This window comes from Streptomyces sp. NPDC096040 (genome assembly GCF_040303265.1).
Taxonomy (GTDB): Bacteria; Actinomycetota; Actinomycetes; order Streptomycetales; family Streptomycetaceae; genus Streptomyces.
Genome location: NZ_JBEOTA010000005.1, coordinates 17,489 through 32,813, shown reverse-complemented (window position 1 = coordinate 32,813; position 15,325 = coordinate 17,489). Strand labels below are relative to the sequence as shown.

Sequence of the window (15,325 nt, the reverse complement as noted above, 5' to 3'; positions counted from 1 at the left end):
CCCTACTCCCTGAGAGTCACCCACTGCGCTGGTACGACGCCACGGGGCACGCCCATCCCGTTCGCCGGACCGGAACAGCCCTGAGCCAGTGCGATCCCCAGCGCCACCAGCAGGGTCACCACGACGAACACGAACAGCCGCTGGCGCAGCAGCCGGGGATTGGCAGGGCGCCGTCCGGTGCCCGTGGGACGCGGCGCCGGACGCCCCGTACCACCGCGTGACGCGGGCCGGTTCCCGCCGGCGTTCGGGTTCCCGGGCCGGGTGCCGTTGCCGCGCGGAGCAGGCGTGGGACGCGTGCCGCCCGGCCGGGACGGCATACCGCCGTTCGCCCGTGGACCGCTGCCGCCGCGCGAGGGCGCGTTGCCCCGCACCGGCGTGCCCGCCGAGGACTGCGGCCGCCGCTGGGTGCGCTGTGGCTCCGGGTAGGTCTCGGTGAGCCGCCCGGTGGGCCGGTCCGCCTCCGCGGCACGCGGCGCCGGCGGCCGTACGTCGGGCAGCCCCTGCGCCTCACGTGCGGCGATCTCCTTCAGCCGGAGCGACAGCTGCAGCGTGCTCGGCCGGTCCTCCGGGTCCTTCGCGAGACAGGCCCGCACCAGCGGCGCCAGCGCGTCCGGCACCCCGTACAGCTGCGGCTCCTCGTGGACGACCCGGTAGAGCATCACCTCGGAACTGCCGTGTCCGAAGGGCGAGTCACCGGTGGACGCGTACGCCAGGGTCGCGCCGAGCGAGAACACGTCCGTGGCCGGGGTGACCGCCGCCCCGCGTACCTGCTCGGGCGCGAGGAACCCGGGGGAGCCCACCGCCGTACCGACGTGGGTGAGCGTGGAGGCGCCGGTCGCCCAGGCGATGCCGAAGTCGATGATCCGCGGTCCCTTCGGGGACAGCAGGATGTTGGACGGCTTGAGATCCCGGTGGACGACGCCGGCCTCGTGCACGGCGACCAGGCCCTCGGACAGCGCCGCGCCGACCGCCGCCGCATCCGCCGCGCCCAGCGGGCCGTCGTCGGCGACCTTGTCGTGCAGCGAGGGACCGGGCACGTACTGGGTGGCGAACCACGGCCGCTCGGCCTCCAGGTCCGCGGCGACCAGCCGTGCCGTGCAACCGCCCCTGATCCGCCGGGCCGCCGAGACCTCACGGGCGAAACGGGACCGGAACTCCTGGTCCTCCGCCAGATCGGGCCGGATCACCTTCAGCGCGACCCGCTGCCCCTTCTTGTCGGAGCCGAGATACACCACGCCCATCCCGCCGGCGCCGAGCCTTCGGTGAAGCCTGAACGAGCCGACGACGCGCGGGTCCTCGCGCCTCAGGCGCATCATCGCCATGTTCATCCCCGCTGCCCGGTCCGTCTGACGTGGCACAGCTTACGTTTCCACGGCCGCCCGCGCGCAGAGGCCGCGCCCTCTCGGCCCGACGGATTGTCAGTGCCGGGTGCGAGACTTGAGGAGTGGTCAAGAAGACGCCGATATCGGCGCCTTTGACTACTTGTCCGCTCCAACGAGCCGTCACAGGAGGGGGATTGAGGCTGTGAAGGGTGACCGAGTGGAGATAGTCGTCGACGCCGGCGACACGACCCGTACGTACGAGGTGGTGGCTGGCCGGGCGGGCCGCCGGGTGGAGACGGCGGTACGACGAGGGGTGGTGGAAGTGAGCGAAGTCACGCGAAACGGCAGTGTCGTCCGTACGGCCCGTTTCATGGCGACCCGGGTCCTGGCCCTCGTGGAGCAGCCGGTACCCCGCGAGGACAGCTCGGAAAAACCGGGAAGGACCGGGCACCCCCTCCGGGAAGACCCCGAGGCGTAGGACGAGGTGTAGGACCTGTCTCCACCCAGGGTAGTAGAGCGCAGGTCACGGCTCATCCTCTCGGAGGCCCGCGATTCGGTACGAGGGCATGACGTCCCCGAGGTGTCCCGCGCCTAGATTTGAGGTCAAGCGGCGGGTGCAGCACTCGTCCCCCGAGGTCAGACACCCGCCGCTGCCAAGACAACTGAACGGTCAGGAGAGGGACCATGGCTCTTACGGCACAGCGGACACACACCACCCGCCCCCGCCGACAGGGCCGCCGCCACCCCCTGGTGGCGACGCTGATGGCCCTTCCCCTGGCGGCCCTGCTCCTCCTCGTCTTCGACGGCTGGGAGACAGTGGCCACACAGGCGTCGTCCGTGGGAGTGATGCTGGGGCGCTGAGCGGCGACCCCAGGCCCGGAAGAGCGGTCCGGGCGGGGACATCCACCCATGAAACCCCGTGGGGACGGGGGTGCGGCGGACGGCAAAATGCCGGCGCAGCTGGGGAGCTGCGCCGGCATTGCTTTTACATGGCTGCGGGCAGTCGTGCCGCTGGGGCGATGGGGGTCCCCCCGCTCCAGCGAAGCCGAGAGTGGGGGAGGGTGGGCGCAGCTGCACCCCGCCGGCGCCGGCAAGCGAAACCCCGGTACCCCAACCCCCACGCCGGCCAGCTGTGAACGCCGCGCCGCCACACCCGCGTACGCTCACCGCAGCAAGTCGTACCACCCCGGGGGACCCGTGACCGCAGACGTAATACCCCAGCTGACCGCCAAGGTCAGAGCCGCCGCCCACCCCGACGCGGCCCCCTGCCACTGCGGCGCCACCATCACCCTCGCCCACCGCCCGGACACCACGGTCCTCCGCCACGCGGAAACCGTCGCGAAGGCCCACGCCCCCGGCACCGACCCCACCGCCCTCGCCCTCCGCCTGGCCACCGCCGCACACCTTCCCGACGTGTTCCTCCCGCCGCTCACGCCCACCCCGGCGACCGTGCTCGGCACCCGCCCGGTCACCCTCTGGCCGTACGGCCGTCCGGTGGACCCCGACGCCCCGGACGCCGCCCCCTGGGAAGCCGCCGCCACCCTCCTCGCCCGCCTCCACCGCACCCCGCCCGCCCCCGGCACACCCCCGATGCGCGGCCCCGCCAAGGCCGCCCACGCGATGGGCCGCCTCCGCGCCGCGCTGGCCACCTCGGCGAAGCACCCGGCCGCCCCGCCCGTTCTCCGTGCCTGGTCCGCCCTGCCTGCCTGGGCCCGCGGCGAGGCCCCGATGCCCGGCACCCGCACCCTCTGCCATGGCGATCTGCACCTCGGCCAGCTGGTCCGGCACCCGGCGCCGGGCGGATCGTGGCGGCTCATCGACGTCGACGACCTCGGTGTCGGCGTCCCGGCCTGGGACCTCGCCCGCCCCGCCTCCTGGTACGCCTGCGGTCTCCTCCCGCCCGACGACTGGACCCGTTTCCTGACCGCCTACCGTGCGGCCGGCGGCCCGGCCGTACCGGCGGACGGCGACCCCTGGCCCGCCCTGGACGTCCCGGCCCGCGCCCTCACCGTCCAGACCGCCGCCCGCTATCTCGCGAAGGCGCTCGCGGCGGACCGTCCCCTGGACGAGGTCGAGCAGTCCTTGATCGACGCTTGTACCCGTATGGCCCCGGAATGACCCCGTGACGCTCCCGAACGGCCTCGGTCCCCGCCCGGTTGACCCCCGAATTTCCGAAGTAAGGTGCAACCGGCCAGGGTCGGACGGAGTCTGTCCTGGGAGAACGTGAAGCAGTTTTGACCGGCGAGGAGTTGAGCCGACCATGCAGTGTCCGAAGTGTCATGCGCCGATGCACACCTACAACCGCAATGGCGTCCAGATCGAGCAGTGCAGCGGCTGCCGGGGCATCTTCCTCGACTACGGCGAGCTTGAGGCGCTGACGCAGATGGAGGCCCAGTGGGCGAGGCCGGTTCCGCCGGCCCCGCAGGCGTACCCGGCGCCGCCCGCGCCGGCCTGGGGCGCCCCGCAGCACGGCGGTCACCACGGCGGCGGCCACGGCCACTACGGCCATGGCGGGCACCACGGCCACAAGAGCTGGGCCCACATGCTCTTCTCCAGCTGAGTCCACGCAGAAGCCCCCGATCGTACGAGACGGCCGGGGGCTTCTGTGCTGTGTGGACGATACTGGGATTGAACCAGTGACCTCTTCCGTGTCAGGGAAGCGCTCTCCCGCTGAGCTAATCGTCCTCGGGACCGTGATCCGAAGATCACGGGCATTGCGTGCGCGATACTGGGATTGAACCAGTGACCTCTTCCGTGTCAGGGAAGCGCTCTCCCGCTGAGCTAATCGCGCGGGGTCAGATCCTCGGTCCTTCGACGAGAGCGACGAAGGTGATGAAGATCCAGTGGACGATACTGGGATTGAACCAGTGACCTCTTCCGTGTCAGGGAAGCGCTCTCCCGCTGAGCTAATCGTCCTTGGAGGTGGAGACGGGATTTGAACCCGTGTAGACGGCTTTGCAGGCCGTTGCCTCGCCTCTCGGCCACTCCACCAGGAGTGTAGGGGATCGGGAAGACCCCTAGTTCCTTCGAGCGGACGACGAGGCTCGAACTCGCGACCTCAACCTTGGCAAGGTTGCGCTCTACCAACTGAGCTACGTCCGCCTGTCGTTTCGGTCCGCTCTCGCGGCCCGGCGACGTGTTGAACTCTAGCGGATTCCCGGGCCAGCACAAAAACGCGTTTACGCAGCGTGCTGCGCCGGACCCCGCGGACGACGTGGTCAGAGCCGCCTCGACGACATGCCCGGGTCACCCCGACGACACCCACCATAGACTCGACGACGTGCTCCCTCACGCTCCTCTCGCCCGCTTCGGCACCCGTCTCGCCACCGGTCTCCTCGATGTCACCAGCGATCCCGCGGTCCTCGACTCCACCGGTTTCTGGGCCGTCTGCGCCGACTTCGAGGGCAGGCTGACCTGCGCCCGCTTCGGCGACGTACGGGAGGAACCGGTGCCCGCCCCGGTGCCGGGGCGGTGGCGGGGGCCCGCCGCGGGTGACTGGAGGTCGTCGCTCGACCGCGTTGCGTACACGACGGCTGTGGAGCGGATCCGTACGCGGATCGCGGCCGGCGAGGTGTACCAGGCCAACCTCTGCCGCGTGGTGTCCGCGCCGGTCGCCCCGGACGCCGACGTGGACGCCCTGACCGCGCTGCTGGCCCGCGGCAATCCGGCGCCGTACGCCGGAACGATTCGGCTGCCCCAGCACGGTGTGGAGATAGCCACCGCCTCGCCCGAGCTGTTCCTGCGCCGGGCGGGGCGGACCGTCGAGAGCGGGCCGATCAAGGGCACCGGCCGCACCGAGGCGGACCTCCTGGAGAAGGACTACGCCGAGAACGTGATGATCGTGGACCTGGTCCGCAACGACATCGGGCGGGTCTGCGCCACCGGCACGGTGACCGTCCCCGACCTGTGTGCCGTCGAGAAGCATCCCGGGCTCGTCCACCTGGTGTCGACGGTCCGGGGTGAGCTGCGCGTGGGCGCCGGCTGGGCGGAGCTGCTCGCGGCCGCCTTCCCGCCCGGCTCGGTCACCGGCGCGCCGAAGTCGAGCGCCCTGCGGATCATCGAGGACCTGGAGACCGCGCCGCGCGGCCCGTACTGCGGCGGCATCGGCTGGGTCGACGCGGACCGGGGCGTCGGAGAGCTGGCCGTAGGCATCCGTACCTTCTGGATCGACAGGGACGCGGGCGTACTGCGGTTCGGCACCGGGGCCGGGATCACCTGGGGGTCCGACCCGGAGGGTGAATGGCGGGAGACCGAGCTGAAGGCCGCCCGGCTGCTCGCGGTAGCGTCGGGTACGTACGACATGAACGAAGGGGATCTCGGGTGAAGATCTGGCTGGACGGCGCACTGCAGGACGTCGAGTCCGCGCGTGTCTCCGTGTTCGACCATGGGCTGACCGTGGGGGACGGCGTCTTCGAGACGGTGAAGGCGACCGACGGCAGGCCTTTCGCACTCACCCGGCACCTCGACCGGCTGACCCGCTCGGCCCGAGGCCTCGGCCTGCCCGATCCCGACCACGACGAGGTGCGCCGGGCGTGCGAGGCGGTGCTGGCGGCCAACCCGATGCCGCTGGGCCGGCTGCGCATCACCTACACCGGCGGCCACGGCCCGCTCGGCTCCGACCGCGGTGACCGGGGACCCACCCTCGTGGTCGCCGTAGGGGAGACCGGCCGCCGCGCCGACTCCACCGCCGTCATCACGGTCCCCTGGACGCGCAACGAGCGCGGCGCGCTCACCGGCCTGAAGACCACCTCGTACGCCGAGAACGTCGTGGCCCTGGCCCGCGCCCACCAACACGGCGGCTCCGAGGCCCTGTTCGCCAACACCGTCGGGCAGCTCTGCGAGGGCACCGGCTCCAATGTCTTCGTCGTCCTCGACGGCGAGATCCACACCCCGCCGGTCGCCTCCGGCTGTCTGGCCGGCATCACCCGCGCCCTGACCGTCGAATGGACCGGCGTCAGGGAGACCGACCTGCCCCTCGACGTCCTGGAGCGGGCCGACGAGATCTTCCTCACCTCCACCCTGCGCGACGTCCAGGCCGTGCACCGGGTCGACGACCGCGAACTCCCCGGCGCCCCCGGCCCGGTGACCGCCAAGGCGATGCGGATCTTCGACGAGCGGTCGGGCGAGGACCTGGATCCGTAAGAGCCTCTTTTATTGGGCTGACGTGGACGTCCGCGGCGGGTAGAACACCTCTGATGACCACGACCCTGCGGCCGACCGAGCCGCTCCAGCGAGGCGCCGACGGGGCGCTGTCCCGCCGCTACCAGGTGTGCGTGAACAGCCGGCCCGTGGGGTCGGTACGCCTCTCCACCCACCCCTCCTTCGGGCCCTCCGTCGCCGTGCTCCACGATCTGTACGTCGAGGAGGCGGACCGGGGACGCGGACGGGGCACGGTGGCCGCCCTCGCGGCGGAGGAGGTGGCCCGCGGCTGGGGCTGCGCGCGACTGGGCATCGAGGTGCCCGCCGATGCGGAAGGGGCACTCCGGCTGGCCACGACGCTCGGGTACGTGCACCGCAACCGCCGTATGGTGAAACCGCTCGGCGCGACCCCGCCCGAACTGCCGGCGGGCAGCCGGGCGAGAGCCATGACGGACGCCGAGTACGGCCCGTGGCTGGCGGCGGGCACGGTGGACTACGCTCAGGACTGGATCGACCGTGGCGTCCCTGCGGCGGAGGCCCTGGCCAAGTCCGAGCGCGACTACGCCGTCGGGCTGCCGCAGGGCCTGTCGACGCCGGACACGCGGATCAGCGTCCTGGAGCACGAGGGGGCCAGGGTCGGCACCCTCTGGCTCGTACTCGCCCGCGAGCCGGCCTTCGTCTACGACGTCGTGGTCGACGAGGGCCTCCGGGGCCGGGGTCACGGCCGCACCCTCATGCTGCTCGCCGAAGCCCAGTCGATCGCCGCCGGAAAGCAGGCCCTGGGCCTCAACGTGTTCGTCGGCAACACACCGGCCGAGCGGCTCTACGCATCACTGGGGTACGTCACCACGTCGTACTCCCTCTACAAGGGCCTGATCTGAGGCCCAGCCCCGCAAGGACCTGATCCGAGACCGGTCACCCCTGCCCGGCCAGCAACCGGTCCGCGATCTCCGCCACCCGCTCGCGCAGGCCCTCCTGGCTCTTGCCGCCGTCGAGGCGTTCACCACCGATGACGTAGGTGGGGGTGCCGGTCACGCCGATGGCCTGTCCCTCGGCCTGGTCGGCGTCGACGATCAGGATGTGCCGGCCGTCGACCAGCGCGGTATCGAACTCCTCGGCGTCCAGGCCGAGTTCACGGGCAACCTCGACCAGGAACGGCTCGCCCTTGCGGTCCAGCTCCTCGATCCGGCCGAGGACCGCCTCGACGTACTCCCAGCCCTTCCCCTGCTCCAGAGCCTCCTCGGCAGCCTGCGCGGCGGCGAAGGCGTGCTTGTGCTTCTCCAGCGGGAAGTGCCGCAGCCGCAGCTCCAGCCGGTCGCCGTACCGGGCACGCAGGGCGCGGAGGTCGTCCAGGGCGCTGCGGCAGTCGGGACACTGGAGTTCACACCAGACGTCGAGTACCGGGGCGTCGGTGCGCGCGGGGGAGTCGTTCATGGCGACCAGTCTTCCAGGCCGGGCTCCCGCGACCCAATCGTGACAGGGGGCGGCGGGCGGTGGCCGGCTGTGATCACAGCTCGTACCTGGGGTGGAGACGACCCGGAGAGGGCCCCGAGATGCCCCTGATTGTCGGGCCTGGGCATGGATCGCGCGGGCCGGGCGGTGCACGATGGAAGGGGCGCGACGCAGCCCGCGTCCGTCGCTCCGCCCGCCCGAGCCCGCCAGGAGGACCGGATGATCGCCGAGACAGTGTGTTCCGCCGTGTCCGCGGCCGGCCTGGGCATCGCCGTGGTCAGCGCCTACCGCAAGCGGTACCTGTCGGCGGCCCGTATCGCCGCCTACTCGCTCGTGCCCGTCGGCCTGGTCATGACAGGAGTGGTCGGCTGGATCGCCGACACGGCGTTCAGTCCCACCGCCTGGGCGGGCTTCGGTGTGCTCGGCGCGGCCTGCGCCCTGTTCGCCACCACGCGGGCCGTGGAGCGCCGACGCGGTGGCACCCGGGCCGAGCGTAAGGCGGCCGCCCGGGGCACGCAGCGGGACGCCGTCCCCCCCGCCGCCTCGGCACCGTCGCTGGGACCGGCCACCCGCCCGGCGGCCAGGCCCGCGGCTGCGCCCCGCGGCTCCGACTCGGGTGAGGACTTCAGCGACATCGAGGCCATCCTCAAGAAGCACGGAATATGACCCGACCGCGGCGGCGGGGCCTCCTGTGCGGGAGACGGCGCCCGTCGCCTGGGGACGACGCTGTTCAGGCCGGTCGCGGGCGAATGCAGCGCATCCGTATGACAGTCACATGAGGCATTGAAACGACACAGTGCGTCTACGGCGCGTGCGGAAGCGGTCACGGGGCGACCGGAAGCGAACCCGACATTACGGAATTCGGCGAACTACCGCCCATTCCGGGCGTGTTGATCGCGCGGCGGGTGCTCGCTAGGTCATCATCGCCGCGAGATGCTGGACACGAAACAGAGCGAGGCCGTGCCGCCGAAGGACGAGCCGCGCGGGTGCCTCTTCGCCCTTTCCCAGCCACCGCTGATGATCTTCCTTGCGGTGATCGGGTGTCTGCTCCTCATGGCTGCGCTGCACGACCTGCTGTGGCTGTGAGCCGTACCCGCCCGTCCCGGCGCCACCCGCCGGGACAGGCGTCGGCATCGACCCACCCCGACGACGGACCGGGTCGCCGGCTCTGTGACGTCCGGCGGCCGTCGACGGCCCTTCGCCCTTCGGGTGCAGAGCCGGCGATCAGCCCGCCGCTTCCTTGCGGCGTGCCCGGTAGGCGGCGACATGCAGCCGGTTTCCGCAGGTCCGGCTGTCGCAGTAGCGGCGCGAACGATTGCGGGAGAGGTCCACGAAGGCCCGTCGGCAGTCCGGGGCCTCGCAGCGCCGCAGCCGCTCCTGCTCTCCGGCGACGACGAAGAACGCGAGCGCCATCCCGCAGTCGGCGGCGAGGTGATCGGCCACCGAGGCGCCGGGCGCGAAGTAGTGCACATGCCAGTTGTAGCCGTCGTGGTCCGTGAGCCGGGGCGTGGTGCCCGCGGCCGCGACCAGTTCGTTGATCATCCCTGCGGCGGCCCGGGCGTCAGGGGCGGCGAAGATCCCCGCGAACCGTCCGCGGACCTTGCGCACCGCCGACAGGTCGAACTCAGAGAGCACGCCCACATCGCTGATGTCGTGGTTTCGTACGAAAACCTGGAGCGCCGCGACATCGGGCAGTCCGTCCGGCGCCGTGTCGTCCTCCGGCGCCGTGTTCACCAGATCCACCACGGCGTCGAGGGAACACCGGGTGTCGTGGGTGATCAGCACGTTTCGCTCCCTGGCCTGAGGGTCGGGCGGGCGCCCGCCGATGGTGGCCGATCGTAGCGACACACGGCTCCACCGCACCGTGCTCTGCCCCACTCGTCGCTGCCCTGTAGAACGCTCACCGCCCTGTGGCGGTTCCCAGGGCACAAGGACACACCGGCGCCGCCCCGTGACCGATCACGGTGGCGGCGCCGGTGCTGCCGTATGCGGTTGTTTTGGCCCGAGCCGTCTCCCCGAGTGGACGGCGCCGGGCGGCTTGAGGGGCGTCGCCCTAGCTCTCCGCCAGAATGTGCGAGAGCTCCTGATCGAGATCGAAGTGCCGGTGTTCCGTGCCGGGCGGCACGGCGGCGTCAGTTCGCTTCAGGAAGGATTCCAGGGCCCGCGCCGGGGCTTCGAGCAGGGCTTCCCCCTCCGGAGAGCTCAGGGCGATGCACACGACGCCCTGACCGTGACTGCGGGACGGCCAGACGCGGACGTCGCCGGTGCCGGTGGGGCGGTGCAGCCCCTCGGCGAGGAGGTCGCGGGCGAACACCCACTCGACGGTCTCCTCGGCTCCGGTGTGGAAGGTGGCGTGCACGGCGTAGGGGTCGGCCGTGTCGTACCGCAGGCCTGCGGGGACAGGCAGGGAGGACTCGCTCGACACAACGAGGCGCAGGTGCAGCTCGCAGCTGACCGTGGTGTTCATAAGCGCCAGGGCCTTTCGCTCAGTGTGCGCTCGGGGATTCGCACGTCGGCGAAATCGACATGCCACCTACGGTGCCGTTGTAAACCCCTCTGAGTGTTTTGCGTGTGTTTACGTAACTCTTCCGGCCGAGAACCCGTACGAGAGCTACGACCATTCCGGTGACAGGAATCGCTCAGGTAGGGTTTGGTCGTATGAATACGGGGAGTAACGAACCGGGCGAGGTCGCCGTGGCCTCGGACGGGAGCGAGGTGGACGGAACGAAGACGGACGGGACACGCGACGAGCGGGGACTTGGATCGCGGGCGCCCGAGTTCATCAAGGCACGTCGGATGCTGCACCTCAGCTGGCAGGTCGGGGTCTTCGCGGTCGGCCTCGCGGTGGTCGTCGTGGGCATCGTCCTGCTGCCGTTGCCGGGGCCGGGCTGGGTGATCATCTTCGGCGGCATGGCGATCTGGGCGACCGAGTTCGTCTGGGCCCAGCTGGTGCTCCGCTGGACGAAACGCAAGGTCACGGAGGCGGCCCAGAAGGCCCTCGACCCCAAGGTGCGCCGCCGGAACATCACGCTGACGACGGTCGGCCTGGTGATCGTGGCCGGCCTGACCGGGGTCTACCTCTCCAAGTTCGGCGTCGTGATGCCCTGGAAGATCGAGGAGTGACCCGGCCGACGGCCGCGGGCCCCGGCGACTGGTCGGGGGCACCCGCTGACATGGGGTAATGTTCTTCCTGCGTCCGGGCGATTAGCTCAGTGGGAGAGCGCTTCGTTCACACCGAAGAGGTCACTGGTTCGAACCCAGTATCGCCCACCCGGAACTGCGGCCCACCTGCGAGAGAGCAGGTGGGCCGCAGTTGTTTCAGGAGTGGGGAGGGGCGGGGCTCCGGCGGGAACGGCTGCCTCGTTCGGCAGGGCTGCTGCGGGCCGGTGTCGCGGTCGGGTGGGGCCGGTGCGACTCCGGCGGGACGCCGCCGAGCGCGTCGCCTGCGCGCTTCCCCTGCTTGCTCCACTGCGACGGCCGACTGCCGCCGGTCGTTGCTCCTGCGGAGCGGTACGACGGGCCTTGCCCCACCCGGCTGCCCTTCGCCGCACCTGCCCGCCGTACGGCGGGCACATCCCGGTGTGGCGGCGGCAACGGCGGCAGTCGACGCAGGCCGAGGTACTTGGCATCGCCTCCGTCGCGCTCCGTCATGCTCCGCGCGGTGCGGACAGTTTCTTGAGGGTCCGCGGTGGCGAGGGCGATCACGGTCCGTAAACGCTCGGCCGCCGGTCGGCTGATGGCTCAGGTAGGTACCGGCACAGGCGGATGGCGATCTTCAGGGCAAGGCCGCTGGACCGGGCCTGCCGGGTCGGAGTGGTCGGAGGTGTTCGCCACCGCCGTTCGGATCGGCGCCGCTGAAATCGCCCGTGCGTGACCATGTCCCACCTCTCGATGTCGGACCGACGGGGCCTCCGCGTGGAAGGGGATCTGCGGGCCGCCCCGCCCTCCGCGCAGCCCTCCTCGTCGAATCTCGACATGCTCTTCGTTCCGGCCTCGCCGCCACTCCGAACCGCTCGTCGAAGCCAACCCGCCACTGCCGCCCCCGCAAGCCACTTCACGTTCGGCCGCCCGACCGCACGTCCCTCACCTGCGACGTCACCCACCCGACAGCCACCGCGCCCGCACCCCACCGCGCCGCTCCGCCGCCCCCGGCGACAAGAAATTCCTGTCCGAATCATTGACGCCTCACCGGCCCCTCCGTAACTTGTGCCAGCAAGCGCTTACTTGAAACGATTCATGCAGGCGTCGGCGACGCTGCGGGGAGGGGCCCGACTGTGGGAACGAGCAGGAATGTGGAGAGGCGGACCGTCCTGAAGGCGGCCGGGGCCTCGGCGGTCGCGCTCGGGCTCGCCGCGACGACCGGGTGCGGTGGCGGAAGCGGTTCCGGGGACGGGACGGTGACGATCCGTTACTCGTGGTGGGGTGCCGAGGAACGCGCCACGAAGATCAACCAGACCATCAAGCTCTTCGAGAAGAAGTACCCGAAGATCAAGGTCAAGACGGACTTCCAGACGTATCAATCGTTCTGGGAGAAGTTCCAGACCCAGGCCGCGGGGGGAAATCCCCCGGACGTTTTCCAAAATGCCGTCACCTTTCTTCGGAAGTACGACAAGCGAGGAATTCTCCTCGACCTCAAGTCCCAGGTTCAGGCAGGCAATCTGAGCCTGAATCACTTCCGGGCCGATGTGACGAAGGTCGGCGAGGTCGACGGCAAGCAGCTCGGAATCCCCGTCGGCTCCAACACCATGGCGCTCGTCATCGACAAGAAGGTCTTCGAGAAGGCCGGCGTCGAACCGCACACGGGCTGGACCTGGGACGACTACTTCAAGGCCCTGAAGACCATCCACGACAGGACGAAGGTCGCGGGGGACACCGGCTACTTCGCCATCATGTACCTCTATGACCTCTACCTCCGGCAGAACGGCAAGGCGTTCTACACCGAGGACGGACTCGGCTTCGACCAGGCAGATCTGACGGAGTGGTGGGCCGACGGCTACAACCGCGTCAAGGCCGGCATTGTCACCGACCCGAAGGTCGTCGCCCAGGACTACCCCAAGTCCTCCCTGTCGGCCGGGCACGGCGCCTCGGAGTTCACCTGGGACAACTTCACCGTCCGTTACTCGTCGGAGGGCAACAGCACCTACGACCTCGCCCCGATCCCGACCATGGACGGCAAGCACACCGGGCAGTACCTGGCCTCCCTGATGCTGAGCGCCTCCGCCCGTACCGCTCACCCGAAGGAGGTCGCGCAGTTCATCGACTTCATGGTCCACGACCCGGAGGTCGGCAGGATCATGGGCTACGACCGGGGCATCCTCGCGAGCACCGAGCAGTACGCGGCGTTCAAGCCGACCGACCCGGTGAACAAGGAGATCGCGCAGTACGAGGACGACACCGCCAAGGCGGGCGTCCTCGGCACGATCACCCCGCACCCCTCCGGTGCCGACACCATCGAGGCCGCCTTCCTGCGTATCGGCGGCGACCTCGGACAGGGCAAGACCAAGGTCGCGGACGCGGTGAAGCAGTTCTTCACCGAGTCCGAGGCCGCCTTCCAGGCCTGATGGGACGTGCCGTGACGCTCGTCAAGGATTCCCTCCCCGCGGCGCGCGGGACGCGTTCGGCCGCCTCCACCACCACCGGACGGCGGCCGGGCCGCCGGCGTGAGAACCTCGCCGGCTACCTCTTCATGTCCCCGTGGATCGCGGGTTTCCTGCTGTTGACCGCGGGCCCGATGGCGGCCTCGCTGTACTTCGCGTTCACCGACTACAACCTCTTCAACACCCCGAAGTGGGTCGGGTTCGACAACTTCACCAAGATGTTCGACGACCCCCGCTGGCAGAAGTCGGTGGAGGTGACCGCGAAGTACGTGGTCATCGGCACCCCGCTGAAGCTGCTGCTCGCCCTCGGGGTGGCCCTGCTCCTCGCCCAGAGCCGGCGCGGCCAGGCCTTCTACCGGGCCGCCTTCTACGCCCCCTCACTGATCGGCGCGAGTGTCTCGGTGGGCTTCGTCTGGCGGTCCCTGTTCTCCGACGGCGCGATCGTGGACCGTGGCCAGACCTTCTTCGGCTGGCATGTCGGCGGCTGGGTCGGCAACGCCGACTGGGTGCTGTACTGCCTGGTCGCGCTGACCGTGTGGCAGTTCGGCGCACCCATGGTCATCTTCCTGGCGGGCCTGAAGCAGGTGCCCAAGGAGCTGTACGAGGCGGCCGAGATGGACGGCGCAGGGCCGTTCCGGAAGTTCTGGAACATCACCCTGCCGATGATCTCCCCGGTGCTGTTCTTCAACGTGCTCCTGGAGACCATCCACTCCTTCCAGATCTTCGGCTCGGCCTATGTCGTCTCCAACGGCACCTGCGGACCGGCCGACGCCACGCTCGTCTACACCTGCTACCTCTACGAGCAGGGCTTCAAGAACGCCCAGATGGGCTTCGCCGCCGCGATGGCCTGGATGCTGCTGCTCGCCGTCGCCCTGGTGACGGCCGTCCTCTTCTGGTCCCAGAAGAAGTGGGTGCACTACGAGGAGGTCTCCCGATGAGTTCCCCCGGTCTCCTGCAGAAGGGCAGCGGTCTCTCCCACAAGCGCACCGGCTCGCTCGCCTGGCACCTCGGCGCCCTGCTGATCCTCGCGGTCGTCCTCTATCCGGTCGTCTGGGTCCTCGGAGCGTCGTTCAAGCCCAGCAAGGACATCGTCAACAGCCTCCAGCTGGTCCCGTCCCACCCGATCCTGTCCAACTTCAAGGGCCTCGCCGACGGCATCGCGGACATCTCGATCTGGACCTTCTTCCAGAACTCCCTCTTCTACGCGCTCGGCGCCGTCGCAGGCGTGCTCATCTCCTGCTCGCTCACCGCCTACGCCTTCGCCCGGATCCGCTTCGCCGGCCGCAACCTGCTCTTCTCCCTGATGATCGGCACCCTGCTGCTGCCGTACCACGTGCTGCTGATCCCGCAGTACGTGATGTTCCAGAAGCTGGGCTGGATCAACACCTACACGCCCCTGCTGATCGGGAAGTACCTCGCCACCGAGGCCTTCTTCGTCTTCCTGATGGTGCAGTTCATGCGGAACCTGCCCCGGGAACTGGACGAGGCGGCCCGGCTCGACGGCTGCGGGCACTTCCGTATCTACTGGTCGATCGTGCTGCCGCTGTGCCGGCCCGCTCTCATCACCAGCGCGATCTTCACCTTCATCAACGCCTGGAACGACTTCATGGGCCCGCTGATCTACCTCAACGAGCCCGGCAAGTACACGGTCTCCCTGGGCCTGATGATGTTCCGCGACTCCGACGGCGTGGCCGCCAACTACGGCGGGATGATCGCCATGTCCCTGGTCGCGCTGCTGCCCGTGCTGCTGTTCTTCCTCGCCTTCCAGCGCTATCTGATCGACGGAATGGCGACCTCCGGACTGAAGGGCTGAGG

General features: G+C 70.1%; 17 protein-coding genes and 6 tRNA genes. 14 read left to right on the top strand and 9 right to left on the bottom strand.

The window, feature by feature from the left end:
* Positions 1-2: 2 nt before the first annotated feature.
* Positions 3-1,328, bottom strand: coding sequence for a serine/threonine-protein kinase (locus ABTY98_RS07455; RefSeq protein ID WP_352220189.1), 1,326 nt, complete (start codon positions 1,326-1,328; stop codon positions 3-5).
* A 196-nt stretch (positions 1,329-1,524) separates the two neighbouring features.
* On the opposite strand from ABTY98_RS07455, the gene ABTY98_RS07450 reads away from it, so the two are divergent.
* From ABTY98_RS07450 to ABTY98_RS07435, 4 genes are all read left to right on the top strand, one after another.
* A complete protein-coding gene (locus tag ABTY98_RS07450) occupies positions 1,525-1,800 on the top strand; it encodes a DUF8836 family protein (protein WP_352219925.1) in 276 nt (91 codons plus the stop codon).
* 206 nt (positions 1,801-2,006) lie between these two features.
* Complete coding sequence (locus ABTY98_RS07445) at positions 2,007-2,183, top strand: hypothetical protein (protein WP_046726640.1); 177 nt, start codon at positions 2,007-2,009, stop codon at positions 2,181-2,183.
* A 336-nt stretch (positions 2,184-2,519) separates the two neighbouring features.
* The gene (locus tag ABTY98_RS07440; protein ID WP_352219924.1) at positions 2,520-3,440 is read left to right on the top strand and encodes a phosphotransferase family protein; all 921 of its coding nucleotides are present in this window, start codon (positions 2,520-2,522) and stop codon (positions 3,438-3,440) included.
* A 142-nt stretch (positions 3,441-3,582) separates the two neighbouring features.
* Positions 3,583-3,882, top strand: coding sequence for a TFIIB-type zinc ribbon-containing protein (locus tag ABTY98_RS07435; protein ID WP_352219923.1), 300 nt, complete (start codon positions 3,583-3,585; stop codon positions 3,880-3,882).
* Between the two features lie 53 nt (positions 3,883-3,935).
* Here the strand turns inward: ABTY98_RS07435 and ABTY98_RS07430 are convergent.
* The 5 genes from ABTY98_RS07430 to ABTY98_RS07410 form a co-directional block, all read right to left on the bottom strand.
* Positions 3,936-4,007: transfer RNA gene (locus tag ABTY98_RS07430), tRNA-Val, on the bottom strand.
* A gap of 34 nt (positions 4,008-4,041) precedes the next feature.
* Positions 4,042-4,113: transfer RNA gene (locus ABTY98_RS07425), tRNA-Val, on the bottom strand.
* A 53-nt stretch (positions 4,114-4,166) separates the two neighbouring features.
* Positions 4,167-4,238 (bottom strand) — tRNA-Val (locus ABTY98_RS07420).
* 1 nt (position 4,239) lies between these two features.
* A tRNA-Cys gene (locus ABTY98_RS07415) sits at positions 4,240-4,313 on the bottom strand.
* 38 nt (positions 4,314-4,351) lie between these two features.
* A tRNA-Gly gene (locus ABTY98_RS07410) sits at positions 4,352-4,424 on the bottom strand.
* A gap of 178 nt (positions 4,425-4,602) precedes the next feature.
* Here ABTY98_RS07410 and ABTY98_RS07405 point away from each other — a divergent pair.
* From ABTY98_RS07405 to ABTY98_RS07395, 3 genes are read left to right on the top strand one after another with little or no spacing between them, the layout of a single operon-like run.
* The gene (locus ABTY98_RS07405; protein ID WP_352219922.1) at positions 4,603-5,646 is read left to right on the top strand and encodes a chorismate-binding protein; all 1,044 of its coding nucleotides are present in this window, start codon (positions 4,603-4,605) and stop codon (positions 5,644-5,646) included.
* A complete protein-coding gene (locus ABTY98_RS07400; protein WP_352219921.1) occupies positions 5,643-6,464 on the top strand; it encodes an aminotransferase class IV in 822 nt (273 codons plus the stop codon). Before ABTY98_RS07405 ends, ABTY98_RS07400 begins: the two co-directional genes overlap by 4 nt.
* Positions 6,465-6,517: 53 nt before the next feature.
* Positions 6,518-7,342, top strand: a complete 825-nt coding sequence (locus ABTY98_RS07395) for a GNAT family N-acetyltransferase (RefSeq protein WP_352219920.1) — start codon at positions 6,518-6,520, stop codon at positions 7,340-7,342.
* A 34-nt stretch (positions 7,343-7,376) separates the two neighbouring features.
* On the opposite strand, the gene ABTY98_RS07390 is transcribed toward ABTY98_RS07395, so the two are convergent.
* Positions 7,377-7,895 (bottom strand): DsbA family protein, encoded by a 519-nt coding sequence (locus ABTY98_RS07390; RefSeq protein WP_352219919.1) that lies wholly within the window; start codon positions 7,893-7,895, stop codon positions 7,377-7,379.
* 237 nt (positions 7,896-8,132) lie between these two features.
* On the opposite strand from ABTY98_RS07390, the gene ABTY98_RS07385 reads away from it, so the two are divergent.
* Positions 8,133-8,579, top strand: a complete 447-nt coding sequence (locus tag ABTY98_RS07385) for a hypothetical protein (RefSeq protein ID WP_352219918.1) — start codon at positions 8,133-8,135, stop codon at positions 8,577-8,579.
* A gap of 267 nt (positions 8,580-8,846) precedes the next feature.
* Positions 8,847-8,999 (top strand): hypothetical protein, encoded by a 153-nt coding sequence (locus ABTY98_RS07380; RefSeq protein ID WP_352219917.1) that lies wholly within the window; start codon positions 8,847-8,849, stop codon positions 8,997-8,999.
* A gap of 138 nt (positions 9,000-9,137) precedes the next feature.
* Here the strand turns inward: ABTY98_RS07380 and ABTY98_RS07375 are convergent, their stop codons facing one another.
* On the bottom strand, positions 9,138-9,698 hold the full coding sequence (locus ABTY98_RS07375) for a CGNR zinc finger domain-containing protein (protein WP_352219916.1): 561 nt from the start codon (positions 9,696-9,698) through the stop codon (positions 9,138-9,140).
* A 268-nt stretch (positions 9,699-9,966) separates the two neighbouring features.
* Positions 9,967-10,380, bottom strand: coding sequence for an SsgA family sporulation/cell division regulator (locus tag ABTY98_RS07370; RefSeq protein ID WP_004002642.1), 414 nt, complete (start codon positions 10,378-10,380; stop codon positions 9,967-9,969).
* Between the two features lie 191 nt (positions 10,381-10,571).
* Here ABTY98_RS07370 and ABTY98_RS07365 point away from each other — a divergent pair, with 191 nt between their 5' ends.
* From ABTY98_RS07365 to ABTY98_RS07345, 5 genes are all read left to right on the top strand, one after another.
* Complete coding sequence (locus ABTY98_RS07365; protein ID WP_352219915.1) at positions 10,572-11,036, top strand: TIGR02611 family protein; 465 nt, start codon at positions 10,572-10,574, stop codon at positions 11,034-11,036.
* Positions 11,037-11,111: 75 nt separating this feature from the next.
* Positions 11,112-11,183: transfer RNA gene (locus tag ABTY98_RS07360), tRNA-Val, on the top strand.
* A 1,004-nt stretch (positions 11,184-12,187) separates the two neighbouring features.
* On the top strand, positions 12,188-13,474 hold the full coding sequence (locus ABTY98_RS07355; protein ID WP_352219914.1) for an ABC transporter substrate-binding protein: 1,287 nt from the start codon (positions 12,188-12,190) through the stop codon (positions 13,472-13,474).
* An 11-nt stretch (positions 13,475-13,485) separates the two neighbouring features.
* Entirely contained in the window at positions 13,486-14,448 is a 963-nt protein-coding gene (locus tag ABTY98_RS07350; protein WP_352219913.1) for a carbohydrate ABC transporter permease, read from the top strand.
* The gene (locus ABTY98_RS07345) at positions 14,445-15,323 is read left to right on the top strand and encodes a carbohydrate ABC transporter permease (RefSeq protein ID WP_352219912.1); all 879 of its coding nucleotides are present in this window, start codon (positions 14,445-14,447) and stop codon (positions 15,321-15,323) included. Before ABTY98_RS07350 ends, ABTY98_RS07345 begins: the two co-directional genes overlap by 4 nt.
* Positions 15,324-15,325: the final 2 nt, after the last annotated feature.